Origin of the sequence: Massilia sp. LXY-6 (assembly GCF_051233485.1) — a bacterium.
Classification (GTDB): Bacteria; Pseudomonadota; Gammaproteobacteria; order Burkholderiales; family Burkholderiaceae_D; genus Telluria.
Genome location: NZ_JBKFGF010000076.1, coordinates 1 through 14,793 on the forward strand (window position 1 = coordinate 1; position 14,793 = coordinate 14,793).

Annotated in this window: 14 protein-coding genes; 8 read left to right on the plus strand and 6 right to left on the minus strand. The window is 67.7% G+C overall.

Features of this window, described 5'->3' with window-relative positions; translation table 11 throughout:
• Positions 1–491, plus strand: a 491-nt coding sequence (locus tag ACI48D_RS24705) for an IS1595 family transposase (RefSeq protein WP_435573893.1), incomplete at its 5' end; no start/stop codon positions are given.
• 25 nt (positions 492–516) lie between these two features.
• On the opposite strand, the gene ACI48D_RS24710 is transcribed toward ACI48D_RS24705, so the two are convergent.
• Genes ACI48D_RS24710 through ACI48D_RS24720 form a run of 3 tightly spaced genes read right to left on the minus strand, consistent with a single transcriptional unit; the run spans position 517 to position 2,056 of the window.
• Entirely contained in the window at positions 517–849 is a 333-nt protein-coding gene (locus ACI48D_RS24710) for a YnfA family protein (protein WP_435573894.1), read from the minus strand.
• Between the two features lie 33 nt (positions 850–882).
• On the minus strand, positions 883–1,890 hold the full coding sequence (locus tag ACI48D_RS24715; protein ID WP_435573895.1) for a diguanylate cyclase: 1,008 nt from the start codon (positions 1,888–1,890) through the stop codon (positions 883–885).
• On the minus strand, positions 1,883–2,056 hold the full coding sequence (locus tag ACI48D_RS24720; RefSeq protein WP_435573896.1) for a hypothetical protein: 174 nt from the start codon (positions 2,054–2,056) through the stop codon (positions 1,883–1,885). The genes ACI48D_RS24715 and ACI48D_RS24720 overlap by 8 nt, the downstream gene beginning before the upstream one ends.
• A gap of 275 nt (positions 2,057–2,331) precedes the next feature.
• On the opposite strand from ACI48D_RS24720, the gene ACI48D_RS24725 reads away from it, so the two are divergent.
• The 3 genes from ACI48D_RS24725 to ACI48D_RS24735 are packed head-to-tail and all read left to right on the plus strand — an operon-like array spanning position 2,332 to position 4,539.
• A complete protein-coding gene (locus ACI48D_RS24725; protein WP_435573897.1) occupies positions 2,332–2,754 on the plus strand; it encodes an NfeD family protein in 423 nt (140 codons plus the stop codon).
• A gap of 46 nt (positions 2,755–2,800) precedes the next feature.
• A complete protein-coding gene (locus ACI48D_RS24730) occupies positions 2,801–3,721 on the plus strand; it encodes an SPFH domain-containing protein (protein ID WP_435573898.1) in 921 nt (306 codons plus the stop codon).
• Positions 3,722–3,732: 11 nt separating this feature from the next.
• Positions 3,733–4,539 (plus strand): SDR family oxidoreductase, encoded by an 807-nt coding sequence (locus ACI48D_RS24735; protein WP_435573906.1) that lies wholly within the window; start codon positions 3,733–3,735, stop codon positions 4,537–4,539.
• A 21-nt stretch (positions 4,540–4,560) separates the two neighbouring features.
• Here the strand turns inward: ACI48D_RS24735 and ACI48D_RS24740 are convergent, their stop codons facing one another.
• Positions 4,561–6,738 (minus strand): TonB-dependent receptor, encoded by a 2,178-nt coding sequence (locus tag ACI48D_RS24740; protein WP_435573899.1) that lies wholly within the window; start codon positions 6,736–6,738, stop codon positions 4,561–4,563.
• 86 nt (positions 6,739–6,824) lie between these two features.
• Here ACI48D_RS24740 and ACI48D_RS24745 point away from each other — a divergent pair, with 86 nt between their 5' ends.
• Both ACI48D_RS24745 and ACI48D_RS24750 read left to right on the plus strand, forming a co-directional pair.
• Positions 6,825–7,997: a PepSY-associated TM helix domain-containing protein gene (locus tag ACI48D_RS24745; protein ID WP_435573900.1), complete on the plus strand. Its 1,173-nt coding sequence runs from the start codon at positions 6,825–6,827 to the stop codon at positions 7,995–7,997.
• Entirely contained in the window at positions 7,994–8,176 is a 183-nt protein-coding gene (locus tag ACI48D_RS24750; RefSeq protein WP_435573901.1) for a hypothetical protein, read from the plus strand. Before ACI48D_RS24745 ends, ACI48D_RS24750 begins: the two co-directional genes overlap by 4 nt.
• Here the strand turns inward: ACI48D_RS24750 and ACI48D_RS24755 are convergent.
• Positions 8,151–9,917, minus strand: a complete 1,767-nt coding sequence (locus ACI48D_RS24755; RefSeq protein ID WP_435573902.1) for an ABC transporter ATP-binding protein/permease — start codon at positions 9,915–9,917, stop codon at positions 8,151–8,153. The two genes, ACI48D_RS24750 and ACI48D_RS24755, sit on opposite strands and share 26 nt — an antisense overlap.
• Positions 9,918–10,208: 291 nt before the next feature.
• On the opposite strand from ACI48D_RS24755, the gene lepB reads away from it, so the two are divergent.
• Complete coding sequence (gene lepB, locus ACI48D_RS24760; protein WP_435573903.1) at positions 10,209–10,889, plus strand: signal peptidase I; 681 nt, start codon at positions 10,209–10,211, stop codon at positions 10,887–10,889.
• Between the two features lie 48 nt (positions 10,890–10,937).
• On the plus strand, positions 10,938–12,152 hold the full coding sequence (locus ACI48D_RS24765) for a multidrug effflux MFS transporter (protein WP_435573904.1): 1,215 nt from the start codon (positions 10,938–10,940) through the stop codon (positions 12,150–12,152).
• Positions 12,153–12,218: 66 nt separating this feature from the next.
• On the opposite strand, the gene ACI48D_RS24770 is transcribed toward ACI48D_RS24765, so the two are convergent.
• The coding region (locus ACI48D_RS24770; RefSeq protein ID WP_435573905.1) for a PAS domain S-box protein at positions 12,219–14,793 on the minus strand (2,575 nt) is incomplete at its 5' end.

The window sequence follows — 14,793 nt, forward strand, 5'->3', positions numbered from 1 at the left end:
AATCCCATAAAGGATCCCGCAAGCTCGACCGTCCGCCACGAAAACGCGGCGGCAGAGCGACAAAGCGCGGCATCTCGAACGAACAGATGTGCATCCTGGTCGCGCGCGACCGTAGCGGCCGGACCATCGATGCCGTGACCGGCAAGGGCGCGCTGAGCAAGCAGCATTTGCTTGAGCACCTGGGCCCGCGGCTGGAGCGCGACGTGCTGCTCGTGACCGACAGCCACGCAGCCTACCCGGCATTTGCCCGGGAAGCCGGGATCTCGCACGAGGCCGTCAACCCGAGCGCCGGTGTGCGCAAGCGTGGCGCGCTGCATATCCAGAACGTCAACGCCTATCACAGCCGGATGCGCGCCTGGCTGGTCCCGTTTCGCGGAATCGCCAGCCGCTACTTGTCGCACTACTTCGGCTGGCGCTGGGCGCTCGACGGGCAACGCATCGCCAGCCCGGATGCCTTCCTGAGAGCGGCGCTGGGCAGATTCAACACTTAACGCGAACAGCGCCTTTTTCTTTGCCTCAGCCCTGCGGCTGCAGCGCGATCACCGCCATGCCCGCCAGCGCCAGTCCTGCCCCGAGCAGGTCGTAGCTGGTCAGCGCCACCCCGTCCACCACCCGCAGCCAGGCCAGCGCGACCGCGATGTACATGCCGCCGTACGCGGCATAGGTGCGGCCGGCCGCGCTGGGATGCAGGGTGAGCAGCCAGGCGAACAGGGCCAGCGAGACGCAGGCCGGCAGCAGCAGCCAGGTGCTTTTGCCGGCTTTCAGCACCAGCCACGGCAGGTAGCAGCCGACGATTTCGGCCAGCGCCGTGAGCGCAAAAAGGAGGGCGTACTTGGCGAGCGTGAGCATGGTGTCCTTTCGCGCTGACGATATAAAAACGATCTAAACCGTTTGCGCGGTTTGCGCCGGCAGCGCACGCGCGTCGGCCACCATATTGCGCCCGCCGGCCTTGGCCGCATACAGGGCGGCATCGGCGCGCGACAGCATGGCGTCGATGCTCTCGCCCGGGTCGAGTGTGGCGACGCCGATGCTGACGGTGTAGCCGGCCGCAATCACGCCTTCCGGCGCCCGCTCCAGGGCGCCGCGCAGGCGCTCGGCCACCAGCAGCGCGGTGTCGGCGCCGGTGTCCGGCAGCAGCACCGCGAATTCCTCGCCGCCCAGGCGGGCGACGGTGTCGATGCTGCGCACGACCGCGCCGGTACGCTCGACGATGTCGGCCAGCACCCGGTCGCCGGTGGCGTGGCCGTAGGTGTCGTTGATGCGCTTGAAGTGGTCGACGTCGAACAGCAGTAGCGACAGCGGCCCGCCACGGCGCAGCGTGCGTGCCAGTTCGCGTGCGGCAAGGTCGAAGAAGGCGCGGCGCGAGCGCGCCCCGGTGAGGTGGTCGTGGTCGGCCGCATGCCGGGCGCGGGCGATCAGGTCGGCGTTCGCCATCATGACCGCGCCCAGGGTCAGCGCCGGCAGCGCCAGCGCGCCGGCCGAAAAGAAGACCATGCTCAGGGTCGCGTCGTCCCAGGGCACCGAAGCGCCGCCCAGCTGGGCGCCGTAGACCAGCGCGCGCACCAGCTGGACGGCGGCGTTGGCGTAGGCCGCGCAGACGGTGAACAGGATCGGGTAGCGGCGTCCGGCGCGCGCGAGCCGCGGCGCCAGCAGCAGGCCCATCTCCAGGCACAGGGCGGCGTGCAGGACCGACATCGCGACCACCCGCGCGCCGACCGAGTCGACGCCATGGTGCAGGATGACGATCAGGAGCAGGCCGAGCGCGACGCAGGCGCCCAGGCGACGCCAGGGCACGGGCAGCGCCAGGTGGCGCCGGTAGCCCGCCAGCATCGTGACCGTGGTACCGAGCAGCAGGGTATTTGCGACCTCGACCGACAGGATGTCAGGCACCGCCCCCGCGCGCCGCGAACAGCGTCAGCGACACGACCGCCATCGCGTTCGCCGCGAACCACTCGCGGATGCCGCGCGCCCCGCTGTGGCGCAGCGACGACAGCACGAGCAGCATGACGGCGGACAGGGCCATCGTCACCAGCAGCAGGCTTACGACGATCAACATGGGATGGGAAGCGGGAAGTCGAAGAAATTAATTGCCTTATGGTATCAAAATTTGACGAAAAACCCTACCTTAACAGTGGTTTTCTCCCGCGCGATGGCAAACGCGCAACTGCTCGTTGACTCCGGGTACAGAAGCGGTAGACTAGGAGTAACGACATGTCTATGCAAGTCAACCTTAAAACGATCAACGGCAACGCTGACCCTCGTCACCCATGCAGGGAGACGAGGGTTTTTGACTTTTTTTCGAGACAAACGTGAAAAGAGGAGGAGGAAGCCATGGCTGAATGGATGGGCTGGCTCGTAGCGGCCGGCGTGCTCGTGATCCTGGAGCTGTTCACCGGGACGTTTTACCTGCTGATGATCGCCATCGGGCTGGCGGTCGGCGGGATCGTGGCGCTGCTTGGTGCCGGCGGACCCGTGCAGACCATCGCGGCGGCTGCGGTCGGCGTGCTGGCGACCGCGCTGCTGCACCGTTCGCGCTTCGGCCGCCCGGCCCGGCACGACGCCACGCGCGACCGCAACGTCAACCTCGATATCGGCCAGCGCGTCACCGTGCCCGGCTGGGACAACGGCCGCGCGCGCGTGATGTATCGCGGCGCGCTGTGGGACGTCGAGCTCGGCCAGGGCGCGACGCCGCAGGCCGGCGACTTCCGCATCGTCGAGGTGCTGGGGAGCCGGCTGGTGGTGTCGAATTCCTGACTCATAAGATTTGCTTCAGATTACAACTCATCTATAAGGGATGCTCATGGAATTCTCATTCGGTACGGTGGCACTGGTGATCTTCATCGTCGCGCTGGTGTTCGTCTTCAAGACCATCAACGTGGTGCCCCAGCAGCACGCCTGGGTGGTCGAGCGCCTCGGCAAGTACCATGCGACGCTGGCGCCCGGCCTGAATATCGTGGTGCCCTTCATCGACCGCATCGCCTACAAGCACAGCCTGAAAGAGATCCCGCTCGACGTCCCGCCCCAGGTCTGCATCACCAGGGACAACACCCAGCTGCAGGTGGACGGCATCCTGTACTTCCAGGTGACCGACGCCATGCGCGCGTCCTATGGATCGTCGAACTTCATCACGGCGATCACCCAGCTGGCCCAGACCACGCTGCGTTCCGTGATCGGCAAGATGGAGCTGGACAAGACCTTCGAGGAGCGCGACCACATCAACACGACCATCGTCAACGCGATCGACGAGTCGGCCGCCAACTGGGGCGTGAAGGTGCTGCGCTACGAGATCAAGGACCTGACCCCGCCGGCCGAGATCCTGCACGCGATGCAGCGCCAGATCACCGCCGAGCGCGAGAAGCGCGCCCTGATCGCCGCCTCCGAAGGCCGGCGCCAGGAAGCGATCAACATCGCCAGCGGCGAGCGCGAAGCGGCGATCGCCCGCTCCGAAGGCGAGAAACAGGCCGCGATCAACCGCGCCCAGGGCGAGGCGACCGCGATCGTGGCCCTGGCCGACGCCAGCGCGACCGCCTTGCGCCAGGTGGGCGACGCGATCCGCAGCCCCGGCGGCGTCGACGCGGTCAACCTGCGCGTGGCCGAAGAATACGTGCGCGCCTTCGGCAACCTGGCCAAGACCAACAACTCGATCATCGTGCCGGCCAACCTGGGCGAGATGAGCGGCTTGATCGCCAGCGCGCTGCAGATCGTGAAAACACAGAAATGAGCGCAGCAGGAATGCACGTCGTCGTCATCACCGGCGGCTCGGACGGCATCGGCGCCGAGATCGCGCGCCGGCTGGCGGCCCGGGATGGCAGCGGCGTGGCCCTGGTACTGGCCGCGCGCGACAAAGACAAGCTGGACCAGGTGGCGGGGCAGTGCATGGCGCTCGGCGCGCAGGCGCTGGCCGTGCCGACCGACGTCGCCGACCGGGAGCAGTGCCGGCGCCTGGTCGCCGCCGCCATCGAGCGCTTCGGCCGCATCGACGTCCTGGTCAACAACGCCGGCCGCTCGGCGCATGCCCTGTTCGAGGAGGTGCCCGATCTGGCCTGGTACGAGGAGCTCATGCGCATCAACCTGTGGGGCAGCGTCTGGTGCACCCAGGCCGCGTTGCCGCACCTGAAAGCAGCGCAGGGACGGATCGTCGCCGTGTCTTCGCTGGCCGGGCTGGTCGGCGTGCCGGGGCGTACCGCCTACAGCGCCAGCAAGTTCGCGATGACCGGCTTCTTCGAGGCCTTGCGCGCCGAACTGAAAGGGGCAGGGGTGTCGGTAACGATCGCCTATCCGGGCGTGGTCGATACCCGGATCCGCTACCGCGGCTTCAATGCGCTGGGCCAGGAGATGGGCCGCAGCGGCCTGCGCGAGGACGGCGCGATGCCGGTGCAGGAATGCGCGCGCCTGATCGTCGACGGCATGGAGAAGCGCCGGCGCGAAGTCGTGATGACGGGCAAAGGCAAGTTGGGCCGGCTGCTTAAACTGGTCGCCCCCGGCCTGGTCGAGAAGATGGCCTTGGCCGCCCTGAAGGACGACCTCAGGCCGCACTGAGCGCGGCCTGCGTCAGCGTCGTCAGAAGTCGACGGTAGCCGACACTGTGAAGCTGCGCGGCGCCCCCAGCACCAGGTAGCCGGCGCCCGGATAGCCGCCGGCCGAGGCCCAGTAGTTGCGGTCGAAGGCATTGTCGACGCGCGCGCGCAGGGTGACGTCGCGGTCCATGATGCGGGTCAGGTAGTTCGCGCCCAGGTCGAGGCGGGTCCAGGACGGCAGGCGCTGGGTGTTGGCGGCATCCGCGTACTGCTTCGAGGTGTAGAGCGCGCGCGCGTTCAGCGACAGGCCCGGCACGCCCGGGACATCCCATTCCGTGCCCAGGTTCAGCTGGGTGCCGGGCACCCCGATCGCATCCTTGCCCTGGTTGACGCCGCCGGCGGTGCGGCGCTGCTCGGCGTCCAGCAGGGTCAGGCCGCCCAGCACGCGCAGGCCATGCATCGGCATGCCGAACACCGACAGCTCGAGGCCGCGGTTGCGCTGCTCGCCGAAGATGCCGAAGATCCGGTCCTGGATCCCGCTCAGCGGCTGCGCGGTGCTGAACACGGCCGCGCTCATGCCCAGCTTGCCGCTGTCGTATTTCACGCCGACTTCCTTCTGGCGCGAGGTATAGGGCGCGAACACCTGGCCCTGGTTGACCGGCACCACGGGGAAGCCCGAGGCGGTCGGGCCCTGCTGCAGGGCTTCGGCATAGTTCGCGTACAGCGACAGGTTCTTCATCGGCTTGTAGACGATGCCGGCCACCGGGGTGTTGGCGCTCTGATCGTAGCCGGCATTCTGCGCGCCGCTGTTGTAGTCGTAGCTGTAATCCTTGATGCGCTGGCGGCGCACGCCGACCGTGATGCGCAGCGCATCGTCCAGCAGCGCCATCGTGTCCGCGACCGCATAGCTGCCCAGGATCGCCTTGTGGGTCAGCAGCGGGTTCGCCATCGAGCCTCCGGTGAAGAAGGTGGGCGAGGGCGCGGCGACGTCGACCGGGCGGTACAGGTTGGTCGACCAGCCGGCGAAGTCGCTCAGGCCGTAGGCGTTGAAGGACTTCATCTCGAAAGCGGAGGCGCTGGCGCTGAGGGTATGCTTGACGGCGCCGGTGCGCAGCTCGCCGCGCACGCCGATCTCGCCGGTGCGGGTGCGGTCGTTGCGCTGGTTGTCGAAGCGGCCCATGTTCAGGCCGCCGTTGTTGTCGGTGGTGGTGGTCGTGGTCAGGGCATTGAATTCGCTGCCGTTGCGGGCACCGAAGGCGGCCCAGCCGACCACGTTCGGCGCCAGGTCGACCTCGCCGCGCAGGGTGCCGAAGGTGTCGCGTTCGAGCGAATGGGTCCAGGGCTGGGCGAAGTTGTGGCTCGCATCGGGCGCGCCCGGCACGGCAAGGCCGGCGCCGACCGTTACGCTGGGGCGGGCATTGTCCAGCTTGTGCTCCTGGAAGCCGACGTCGGCCGACAGGCGATAGTTGTTGCCGCGGTAGTCCATGCCGACCGACAGCACGTTCAGCTCGCGCGATTCGCGGTCGACGGCGGTGTCGCCGTCGCGGCGCACGGCGTTGATGCGGATGCCGGCCCGGTCGCCGTCGCCGAAGCGGCGCGCGACGTCGAAGGCGCCATAGGCCTGGCCGCCCGATTCCACGCCCACGGTCACCTGGTTGAGCGGGCGGTTCGGGGCGCGCTTCGGCACCAGGTTGACCGCGCCGCCGATGCCGCCGCCGCCCGGGGCCGCGCCGTTGATGAAGCTGTTCGCGCCACGGAAGATCTCGACGCGTTCCAGCAGTTCGGAGGCCACGAACTGGCGCGGCAGCAGGCCGTACAGGCCGTTGTAGGCCATGTCGTCGGAATTCACGGCGAAGCCGCGGATCACGTACAGTTCCTGGAAGTTGCCGAAGCCGCGCGCTACCCGTACCGAGGGGTCGTTCTGGACCACGTCGGCCACGCTCCTGGCCTGCTGGTCCTGGATCAGGGCCTGGGTGTAGTTGGTGGCGTTGAACGGAATGTCCATGATGTCGGCATTCCCCAGCAGGCCGAGGCGGCCGCCGCGCGCCACCTGGCCGCCGGCGTAGGCTGCCGGCAGGCCCTGGGCCGACGCGTCGGCCGAGGCGCTCACCACGACGGTGGCGATGCCGGGTTGGGCGTCCGATTGGGCTTCCTGGGCCTGGGCGCACGAAGCGGCGAACAGCAGGGCGGCGAGGGCGAGCGGAGTCAGTTTCGTGGTCATGGTGCGTGTGTTCTTTTTGATGAGAATAGTTCTCATTATAGCCAGCGTGCTTGATTTCGTAAATGAGAACTATTACTATCTGACCCATGTCCCCCGTTTCCCTCCGCCGCTGGTCCTGGATCCACAAATGGAGCAGCCTGGTCTGCACCGTCTTCATGCTCCTGCTGTGCCTGACCGGCCTGCCGCTGATCTACCACCACCAGATCGGCCAGCTGCTGGGCAACGAGGTCGCGGCGCCGGCGCTGCCGTCCACGCAAGCTGGGGCAAGGCCGCCGCTTGCGGACCTCGATCGCGTGATCGCCGCCGGCAAGGCGCGCTACCCGGACAAGCTCATGATGTACATGTCGCAGGAGGCGGACGAGCCGGCACTGTGGTTCCTGACCATGGGCAAGCACCCGAACGATCCCGGCTTCGTCTCGATCGCGGTCGACGCCCGCACCGCGCGCTACGTCGCCGAGCCGCCGATCGAAGGCGGCGGCCTCATGTCCTTCCTGTTCCACCTGCATGTCGACCTGTTCGCCGGCGTGGCCGGCAAACTCTTCCTCGGCTTCATGGGCCTGCTGCTGCTGGTGGCCGTCGTCTCCGGCGTGGTGTTGTACGCGCCCTTCATGCGCAAGCTCGAATTCGGCGCGGTCCGCCACGGCCGCAGCGCGCGCCTGAAATGGCTGGACCTGCACAACCTGCTGGGCATCGTGACCCTGGTGTGGACGCTGGCGGTGGGCGCGACCGGGGTCGTGAATACCCTGGCCGACGTGCTGCTGCAGGTCTGGCAGGCGACCGAGATCGCGGCCATGGTCAAACCCTACGAAGGACAGCCTCCGCCGGCCGCGCTGGCATCGATGGAACAGTCGGTGGCGCATGCGCGCGCGGTACAGCCGGGCATGAAGGTCGCTTTCATCGCCTTCCCGGGCACGCCTTTCGCCAGCGCGCACCATTACGGCATCTACATGCGCGGCGACCAGGCGCTCACCGCGCGCCTGTACAAGCCGGTGCTGGTCGATGCCGGGACCGGCCAGGTGACGGACCAGCGCACGCTGCCCTGGTACCTGACGGCGCTGCTGCTGTCGCAGCCGCTGCACTTCGGCGACTACGGCGGGGCCGGCATGCAGTTCCTGTGGGCGCTGCTCGACCTGGCGACCATCGCCGTGCTGGGCAGCGGCCTGTACCTGTGGCTCAAGCGCGGCCGCGCCGCCAAGGCCGCGGCGCCGGCCCGCACCGCGCCGCAGCCGGCGCTGGCCGGCGAAGGAGAGCCGCGGTGACGGCGGCGTTTCGCGCCCTGTGGGGCATGCCGATCCTGCTCGGCGTCCTGACCGCGCTCGGCTTGGTGGCCGGATTGCTCGGCGACGGCTGGTGGGACCTGCTGTCGGTGGCCGGGCTCGGGGCGCCGGTGGCGGTCGGCGCCTGGCACCTGCTCAAGCCGGCGAAGCCGCCGCACTGAGCGCGCCTGCCGCCTCGCGCGCCGGCCGCGCAGGCGCCGGGTTGTCGCCGCCGCCGGGCAAGGGATCCGCCGGTTCGTCGAACTGGTACCCGTCCGCCGCATGCACTTCCCAGGCGCCGTCGCCCTTCAGGCGCAGCACATGGGTATGGTGGCGCAGCACCGCGGCGCGGTGGGCGATGCTGATCAGGGTGGTGCCGGTGTCGCGCAGGCGCCCGTACAGCGAGGCTTCGTTGCCGCTGTCGAGCGCGCTGGTTGCTTCGTCGAGGATGACGATGCCGGGCTCGTGCACCAGCACGCGGCCGAAGGCCAGGCGCTGCTGCTCGCCGACCGACAACAGCTTTTCCCAGTCCTGCACGGCGTCCAGGCCGCCCACGCGCCCGGCCAGGTGCGGCAGATGGACCTGTTCCAGGATGTCCAGCAGCGCCTCGTCGCTCAGGCCCGACTGCACGCTGGGGTAGATGAGCTGGCTGCGCAGGGTACCCGACTGCAGATAGGGCTGCTGCGGCAGGAAGAAGAAATTTTCCAGGGGCGGATGACGGATCATGCCGCTGCCCGTATCCCATAAGCCCGCGATCGCGCGCAGCAGCGAGCTTTTGCCGCAGCCGCTGTCGCCGGTGATGAGCAGTGCATCGCCCGGCTTCAGCACCAGGTTCAAGTCCTTGATGAGGACCCGGTCGGATTGCGGTGGATGCAGTGTCAGGGATTCCAGTTCGAGCTGCGCGCCGGGACCCGTCTGGATATGCGGGTGCTGGTCGCCGGCGGCCGCCGTGGCCCCGGCGCCCGGCAGCAGCAGCGTGGACAATCCCTGCAGGCGGTCGATGCCCGCCACGAAGCGGCTCAGGCTCTCGAAGTTGTCGACGATGACGCCCACCGCGCCGAGCACGGCGGTAAACGCGCCGGTCGCCTGGATCGCCCGGCCCACTTCCAGCTCGCCCGAGAGCACGCCCTGGGCCAGGATCACGCCCGGCAGCACCAGGGTGAGTTGACTGAAGGTGCGCTGGAAGAAGTTGAGGCCGCGCTGCTTCTTGATCAGCCTGGCAAAATTATCGATCACCGGGCCGAACTTGCTGTCGATGTGGGCGCGTTCCTGTGCTTCGCCGCGGTAGAAGGCGATCGATTCGGCGTTTTCGCGCAAGCGCATCAGGCTGAAGCGGAAATCCGCCTCGCGCCGCAACTGCCAGAAATTCAACCGGATCAGCGGGTTGCCGAATACGTACAGGGCGACCACGGTGCCCACCAGCGCGTACACCACCAGCACGCCAACCAGCAGGTGCGAAATCGACCACAGCACGGCGCTGAACGCGACCAGCTGCATGAGCGAGCCCAGGAAGATCAGCAGGAAGTTGATCGACCTGCCCGTAAAGGTGTTGATGTCCTCGCTGATGCGCTGGTCGGGGTTGTCGATGTCGCTGCCGGAACCCAGCTTGTAGTAGTTGCGCCCGTTCAGGTAGCCATCGAGGAAACGGTTGGTGAGCCAGCGCCGCCACTGGTTGGCGAACAGATCGCGCATGTAGTAATAGAAGGCGTACACGGGTACCGCGACCGCCAGGGTCAACAGGCAGGCCTGCACCGCATTCCAGAAGCGGTTGCCATTCTTGGCGGCCAGCGCCGAGGTCATCTCGCCGGCCTGGTTGTTCAGCATGACCGCCAATTTGGTGTCGACCAGCATCAGAACGATGAGCAGGAAGAGCAGGGCCCAGGCTTTCTTCTTTTCTTCACCCAGCCAGTACGGTTTTGCCACACGGACAAATTGCTTCCATGCGGCGAGGGACAAGGGAGGAACCCGGCGCTTTTTCCGGGGAGTCGTCGGGGCATCACGGGATGCGGTGTCGGTGGTAGGCATGATCAATTCCGGTAAATTGCTTCGTACCTCAGCATACGATCGCGCAAGGAGCCGTTCAGTGCGGAAACGGACATAGCGTGTTTACATTGTGCACCCAGTATGCATACACGGGGTTTAATTTTCTGTTAAGCATTGACTCGGCAAAGCATCGTATAACTCCGGGTGACAACAACCCCGAGGAGTCCCGCTGTGAAGAACTTCGTGCGCAACAACAAAGGCTTTCTGGCCTTCCTGCTCCTGTTCGGCGTGTTCCGCACGGCGGTGGCGGACTGGAACCCGATCCCCTCGGCCTCGATGCACCCGAACCTGCTGGAAGGCGACGTGGTGCTGGTCAACCGCATGGCCTTCGACCTGAAGGTGCCGCTGACCGACGTGGTGCTGGCGCACATGGGCGAGCCGGCGCGCGGCGACATCGTCACCTTCCGCTCGCCGAAGGACGGAACGCTCCTGATCAAGCGCCTGGTGGCGCTGCCCGGCGACACGGTCGAGATGCGCAACGAACGCCTCTACATCAACGGCAAGGGCGCCAACTACGACATGGTGGCGGAATCGCTGGACTCGATCCAGGGCGCGACGCTGCGCGCACTGCAGCTGTCCGAATCGGTCGAAGGCGGGAAGGGCGGGCGCCGCCACATCCAGGTGCTGCCGGACGTGGTGGCGCCGCGCATCTTCGGCCCGCTGCGGGTGCCGAGCGGCGAGTACCTGATGCTGGGCGATAACCGCGACAACAGCGCCGACTCGCGCATGATCGGCCTGGTGCCGCGCAAGCTGCTGATCGGCCGCGCCGAGCGCGTGCTGGTATCGGCCGACTACCAGGGCAACTGGATGCCGCGCACCGAGCGCTTCGGCATGTCTCTCTACAGGCCCTGAGCGTTTGTCGCTACAATCTCGCCTTTCGAAAATAGGAAGGCGATGCAGATGCAAAGAATGTTGACGGTGATCCTGGCCTGCCTGGGCATGGTGGGCGCGCTCGCGATCGATACCTACCTTCCCTCGATGCCCGCGATCGGGCGCGCCTTCGAGGTCGGCCCGGTGGCGGTGCAGCAGACCCTGAGCGTGTTCCTGTTCACGTTCGCCTTCATGATGCTGTTCTACGGGACCCTGTCCGACTCCTTCGGACGCCGGCCCGTGATTTTGGTGGCGCTGGCCCTGTACACCCTCGGCTCGGTCGGCGCCGCGCTGGCGCCCAGCTTCGGCTGGCTGCTTGCCTTCCGCGCGATGCAGGGCCTGTCGGCGGGCGCCGGCTCGGTGATCGGCCAGGCCATCGTGCAGGACCGCTTCAGTGGCGCCCAGGCGCAGAAGATCATGTCCCACATCATGATGGTGTTCGGCCTGGCGCCGGCCATCGCCCCGGTGCTGGGCGGCTGGCTGCACGTGAGCTTCGGTTGGCGTTCCACCTTCGTGTTCCTGGCCTTGTTCGGCTTCTTCATGCTGCTGACGTGCTGGCGCCTGCTGCCGGAAAGCCTGCCGCCGGCGAAGCGCCATGCCTTCCACTTCGTTGCCATCGCGCGCAACTACCTGAAGGTGCTGGGCCATCCGCAATTCCTGCTGCTGTCGCTGGCGGTCGGCATGGCGTTCGGCGGGCTGTCGCTGTACATCGGCTCGGCGGCCAATTTCGTGATGGAGATCCTGCACCTGCCGGAGACCGCCTTCGCCTGGATGTTCATCCCCCTGATCAGCGGCATGGTGATCGGCTCCGCCTGGGGCGGCAAGCGCGCCGCCAGCCATGCACCGGCGACGATGCGCGCGATCGGCTTCGGCCTGATGCTGCTCGCCTGCGTGCTGAACCTCGGCTACACCGCCTGGGCCGGCGCTGCCGTCGCGGTGCCCTGGGCCGTGCTGCCGCTGATGGTCTACACCTTCGGCCTGGCGGTGGCGATGCCGGCGATCCAGGTCGGCGCGCTGAGCCTGTTCCCGGACAACCGCGGCCTGGCGTCCTCGATGCTGGCCTTCATCCAGATGATGTCTTTCGCCCTGGTCTCGGGCCTGGTCGCGCCGCTGCTGTTCGGCAGCGCCTTCAAGCTGGCCTGCGGCGTGACGGCCGGCCTCGCCGCCAGCTATGCGGCGCTGTGCCTGGCGGGCCTGGCGGCACGGGACAGGGCGGCCGGGAAGCGTTCCGCAAGCTGCCGCTGACGGACGCTGAATTCGCGCGGATCGCCCGCAAGGTTCCGCCTTGCTTCCGCTGACCGGGAAGCAGGCTCAGTGCGCGGGCCGCCGCAGCAGCAGCCCGGGAATGATGGCCAGCAGGCGGTCGACCGAGAGCGGCTTGCCGAGGTGGGCCGAGAAGCCGGCCTCGCGCGCCTTCGCGATGTCCTGCTCGCGTGCCAGCCCGGTCACGGCCACCGCCGGCAGGGTCGCGTAGCGCGGCATCTTGCGCACCTCTTGCAACAGCCCGTAGCCATCCATGTCGGGCATCGAAATGTCCGAGATCAGCAGGTCGATGTTTTCGCGGCCGAGGATGTCGAGCGCCTGCCGGGCGCCGGTGGCGACCTGCACCTCGGCGCCGTACATCTCGAGCAGCGATTGCATGACCAGCACCGCGTCCTCGACGTCGTCGACCAGCAGCACGCGCAGGCCGGCGATGTCGAGCGGCGCCTCGCCCGGCGTGCCGCCCACCTCCTGGCCCGCTTGTTCGACCAGCGGCAGCCAGACCGTGAAGCAGGCGCCCTTGCCGATGCCTTCCGAGCGCACCTCGATGCGTCCGCCGTGCAGCTTGACCAGTTCGCGCACCAGCGCCAGGCCGATGCCCAGCCCGCCCTTGGCGCGGGTGGTGACGGAATTCGGCTGGCCGAACATCTCGAACACCTTCGCCAGGCTGCCCGGCGCGATGCCCTGTCCGCTGTCGGACACGTCGAGGCGCATCGAACCGTCTTCGGCGGCGAGCCTGATCCCGATCCTGCCGCCGTGGGGCGTGAACTTGACCGCGTTGCTGAGCAGGTTCATGACGATCTGCTCGAAGCGCACGGTGTCGGCCATCACGACCAGGCTGTCGTCGAGGCTGGCCTCGATCTCGAGTCCGCGCGCGGACGGGTCGGCGCGCGCGACGTCGACGATGGCGCCGACCACCTTGCCGGCATGGACCGGCGCCACCGACAGCGCCAGCTTGCCGGTGCGTACGCGCGACAGGTCGAGCAGGTCTTCGATGATCTTGGCCTGCCTGTGCACGGAGGTGCGGATCGCTTCCGCGCAGCGTTGCGCGGTCCCGGACGCGCGCACCTCGGGAATGCGCGACAGCAGGTCGGCGTTAATGCTGATCATGTTGAGCGGCTGGCGCAGTTCGTGCGACATGATCGCGAGAAACTGGTCCTTCATCGCCGCGGCATGCTCGGCGCCGGTGCGCTCGCGGTGCTCGTGGCTGAGCGCTTCGTCGCGCTCGCTCATCTGGCGCAGGCGCTCGGTCTCGTCGCGCGCGATCTTGGCGAAGCCGTATTCGGCGCCCTGGCCGAGCGGATTGGTGACGCCGCTGGCGTAGAAGCGGCTGCCGTCCTTGCGCAGGTGCCAGCGCTCGTCTTCCGAGCGGCCCTCGTCGCGGGCGCGCTGCATTTCGGCTTCGCGTGCGCCGCGCTCGCGGTCTTCCGGCGTGAACAGCGTTTCGAGCGTGTGGCCGAGCATCTCGGCCTCGGTATAGCCGAACATCCGCTCGGCACCCTTGTTCCAGCTGGTGGTGCGGCCCTCGGCATCGAGGGTGATGATGGCGTAGTCGTGGGTGCTCTCGGCCACCATGCGCATGCGCGCTTCGTTGACCCGCGCCCTTTCCTCGGCCTGGCGGCGCTCGGTGATGTCGAAGAAGGTCATGATCGCGCCCTCGATCCGGTCCTCGGTGGTACGGTAGGGCAGCAGGCGCACGATATACCAGTGGCCATCGGTGCTGCGGACCTCGCGCTCGACCGGGCGCAGGGTATCGAAGGTGGCGCTGACGTCGTCGGCCAGCTCGTCGTAGTCGAGCCGGTGGGTCAGGTCCAGCAGCGAGCGGCCGAGGTCGGAGGCGATCACGCTGAAGATGTCGGTCGCGCGCGGGGTGAAGCGCTTGATGCGCAGCCCGCTGTCGACGAACAGGGTGGCGATGTCGGTCGAGGCGATCAGGTTGTTCAGGTCGTCGTTGGCCTTGCCGGTTTCCTCGACCTTCACCTTGAGCTCGTAGTTGACGGTGATGAGCTCCTCGTTCACCGACTGCAGCTCTTCCTTGCTGGTCTCGAGTTCCTCGGTCGCCGAGCGCAGTTCTTCGTTGATCGCCTGCAGCTCCTCGTTCGAGGCGCGCAGCTCCTCGGTCGAGATCTCGGAATGCTCGATGGTCTCCTGCAACTGCTCCTTGGTGCGCTGCAGCTCGGTCTCGAGCTGGGTCAGGACCAGGTCGTCGCGCGTGGCGCCGACCGGCGGCGGCGCCACCTCGGGCGGCACCTCGTTGAACACCACCAGCGTGAAGCTCTCGGCGCTGTCCTCGTCGCGGAACGGGGTGACCTTCATGCCGATGATCGCGCCGCGGTCGGGCAGCCCGACCAGGATGTGGCGGCATTCGACGCCGGCGTTGCCCTGCTGGACCTGGAACAGGGCGCTGCGCAGTTCCAGGCGCAGTTCCGGCATGATCAGCGCCAGCACGTTGCGCGACGGCTCGCCGTCGCCCATGCGCAGGAACTGGCCGGCCTGGCGCGACATGTGGACGATGTTGGATTCCCGGTCCGGCACCACCGAGGGCGGCGAGGCCAGCGCCAGCGCACGCTGGTGCACCTCCGCGTACGAGAACTGGCGCCGCGGCGGCGGACGCTGGATCGATTCC

Excerpts from the sequence above, each read along its gene's own strand:
- ACI48D_RS24710 (WP_435573894.1), bottom strand. The coding sequence starts at position 849 with ATGCTCACGCTCGCCAAGTACGCCCTCCTTTTTGCGCTCACGGCGCTG.
- ACI48D_RS24720 (WP_435573896.1), bottom strand. The coding sequence starts at position 2,056 with ATGTTGATCGTCGTAAGCCTGCTGCTGGTGACGATGGCCCTGTCCGCC.
- ACI48D_RS24725 (WP_435573897.1), top strand. The coding sequence starts at position 2,332 with ATGGCTGAATGGATGGGCTGGCTCGTAGCGGCCGGCGTGCTCGTGATC.
- ACI48D_RS24730 (WP_435573898.1), top strand. The coding sequence starts at position 2,801 with ATGGAATTCTCATTCGGTACGGTGGCACTGGTGATCTTCATCGTCGCG.
- ACI48D_RS24735 (WP_435573906.1), top strand. The coding sequence starts at position 3,733 with ATGCACGTCGTCGTCATCACCGGCGGCTCGGACGGCATCGGCGCCGAG.
- ACI48D_RS24740 (WP_435573899.1), bottom strand. The coding sequence starts at position 6,738 with ATGACCACGAAACTGACTCCGCTCGCCCTCGCCGCCCTGCTGTTCGCC.
- ACI48D_RS24745 (WP_435573900.1), top strand. The coding sequence starts at position 6,825 with ATGTCCCCCGTTTCCCTCCGCCGCTGGTCCTGGATCCACAAATGGAGC.
- ACI48D_RS24765 (WP_435573904.1), top strand. The coding sequence starts at position 10,938 with ATGCAAAGAATGTTGACGGTGATCCTGGCCTGCCTGGGCATGGTGGGC.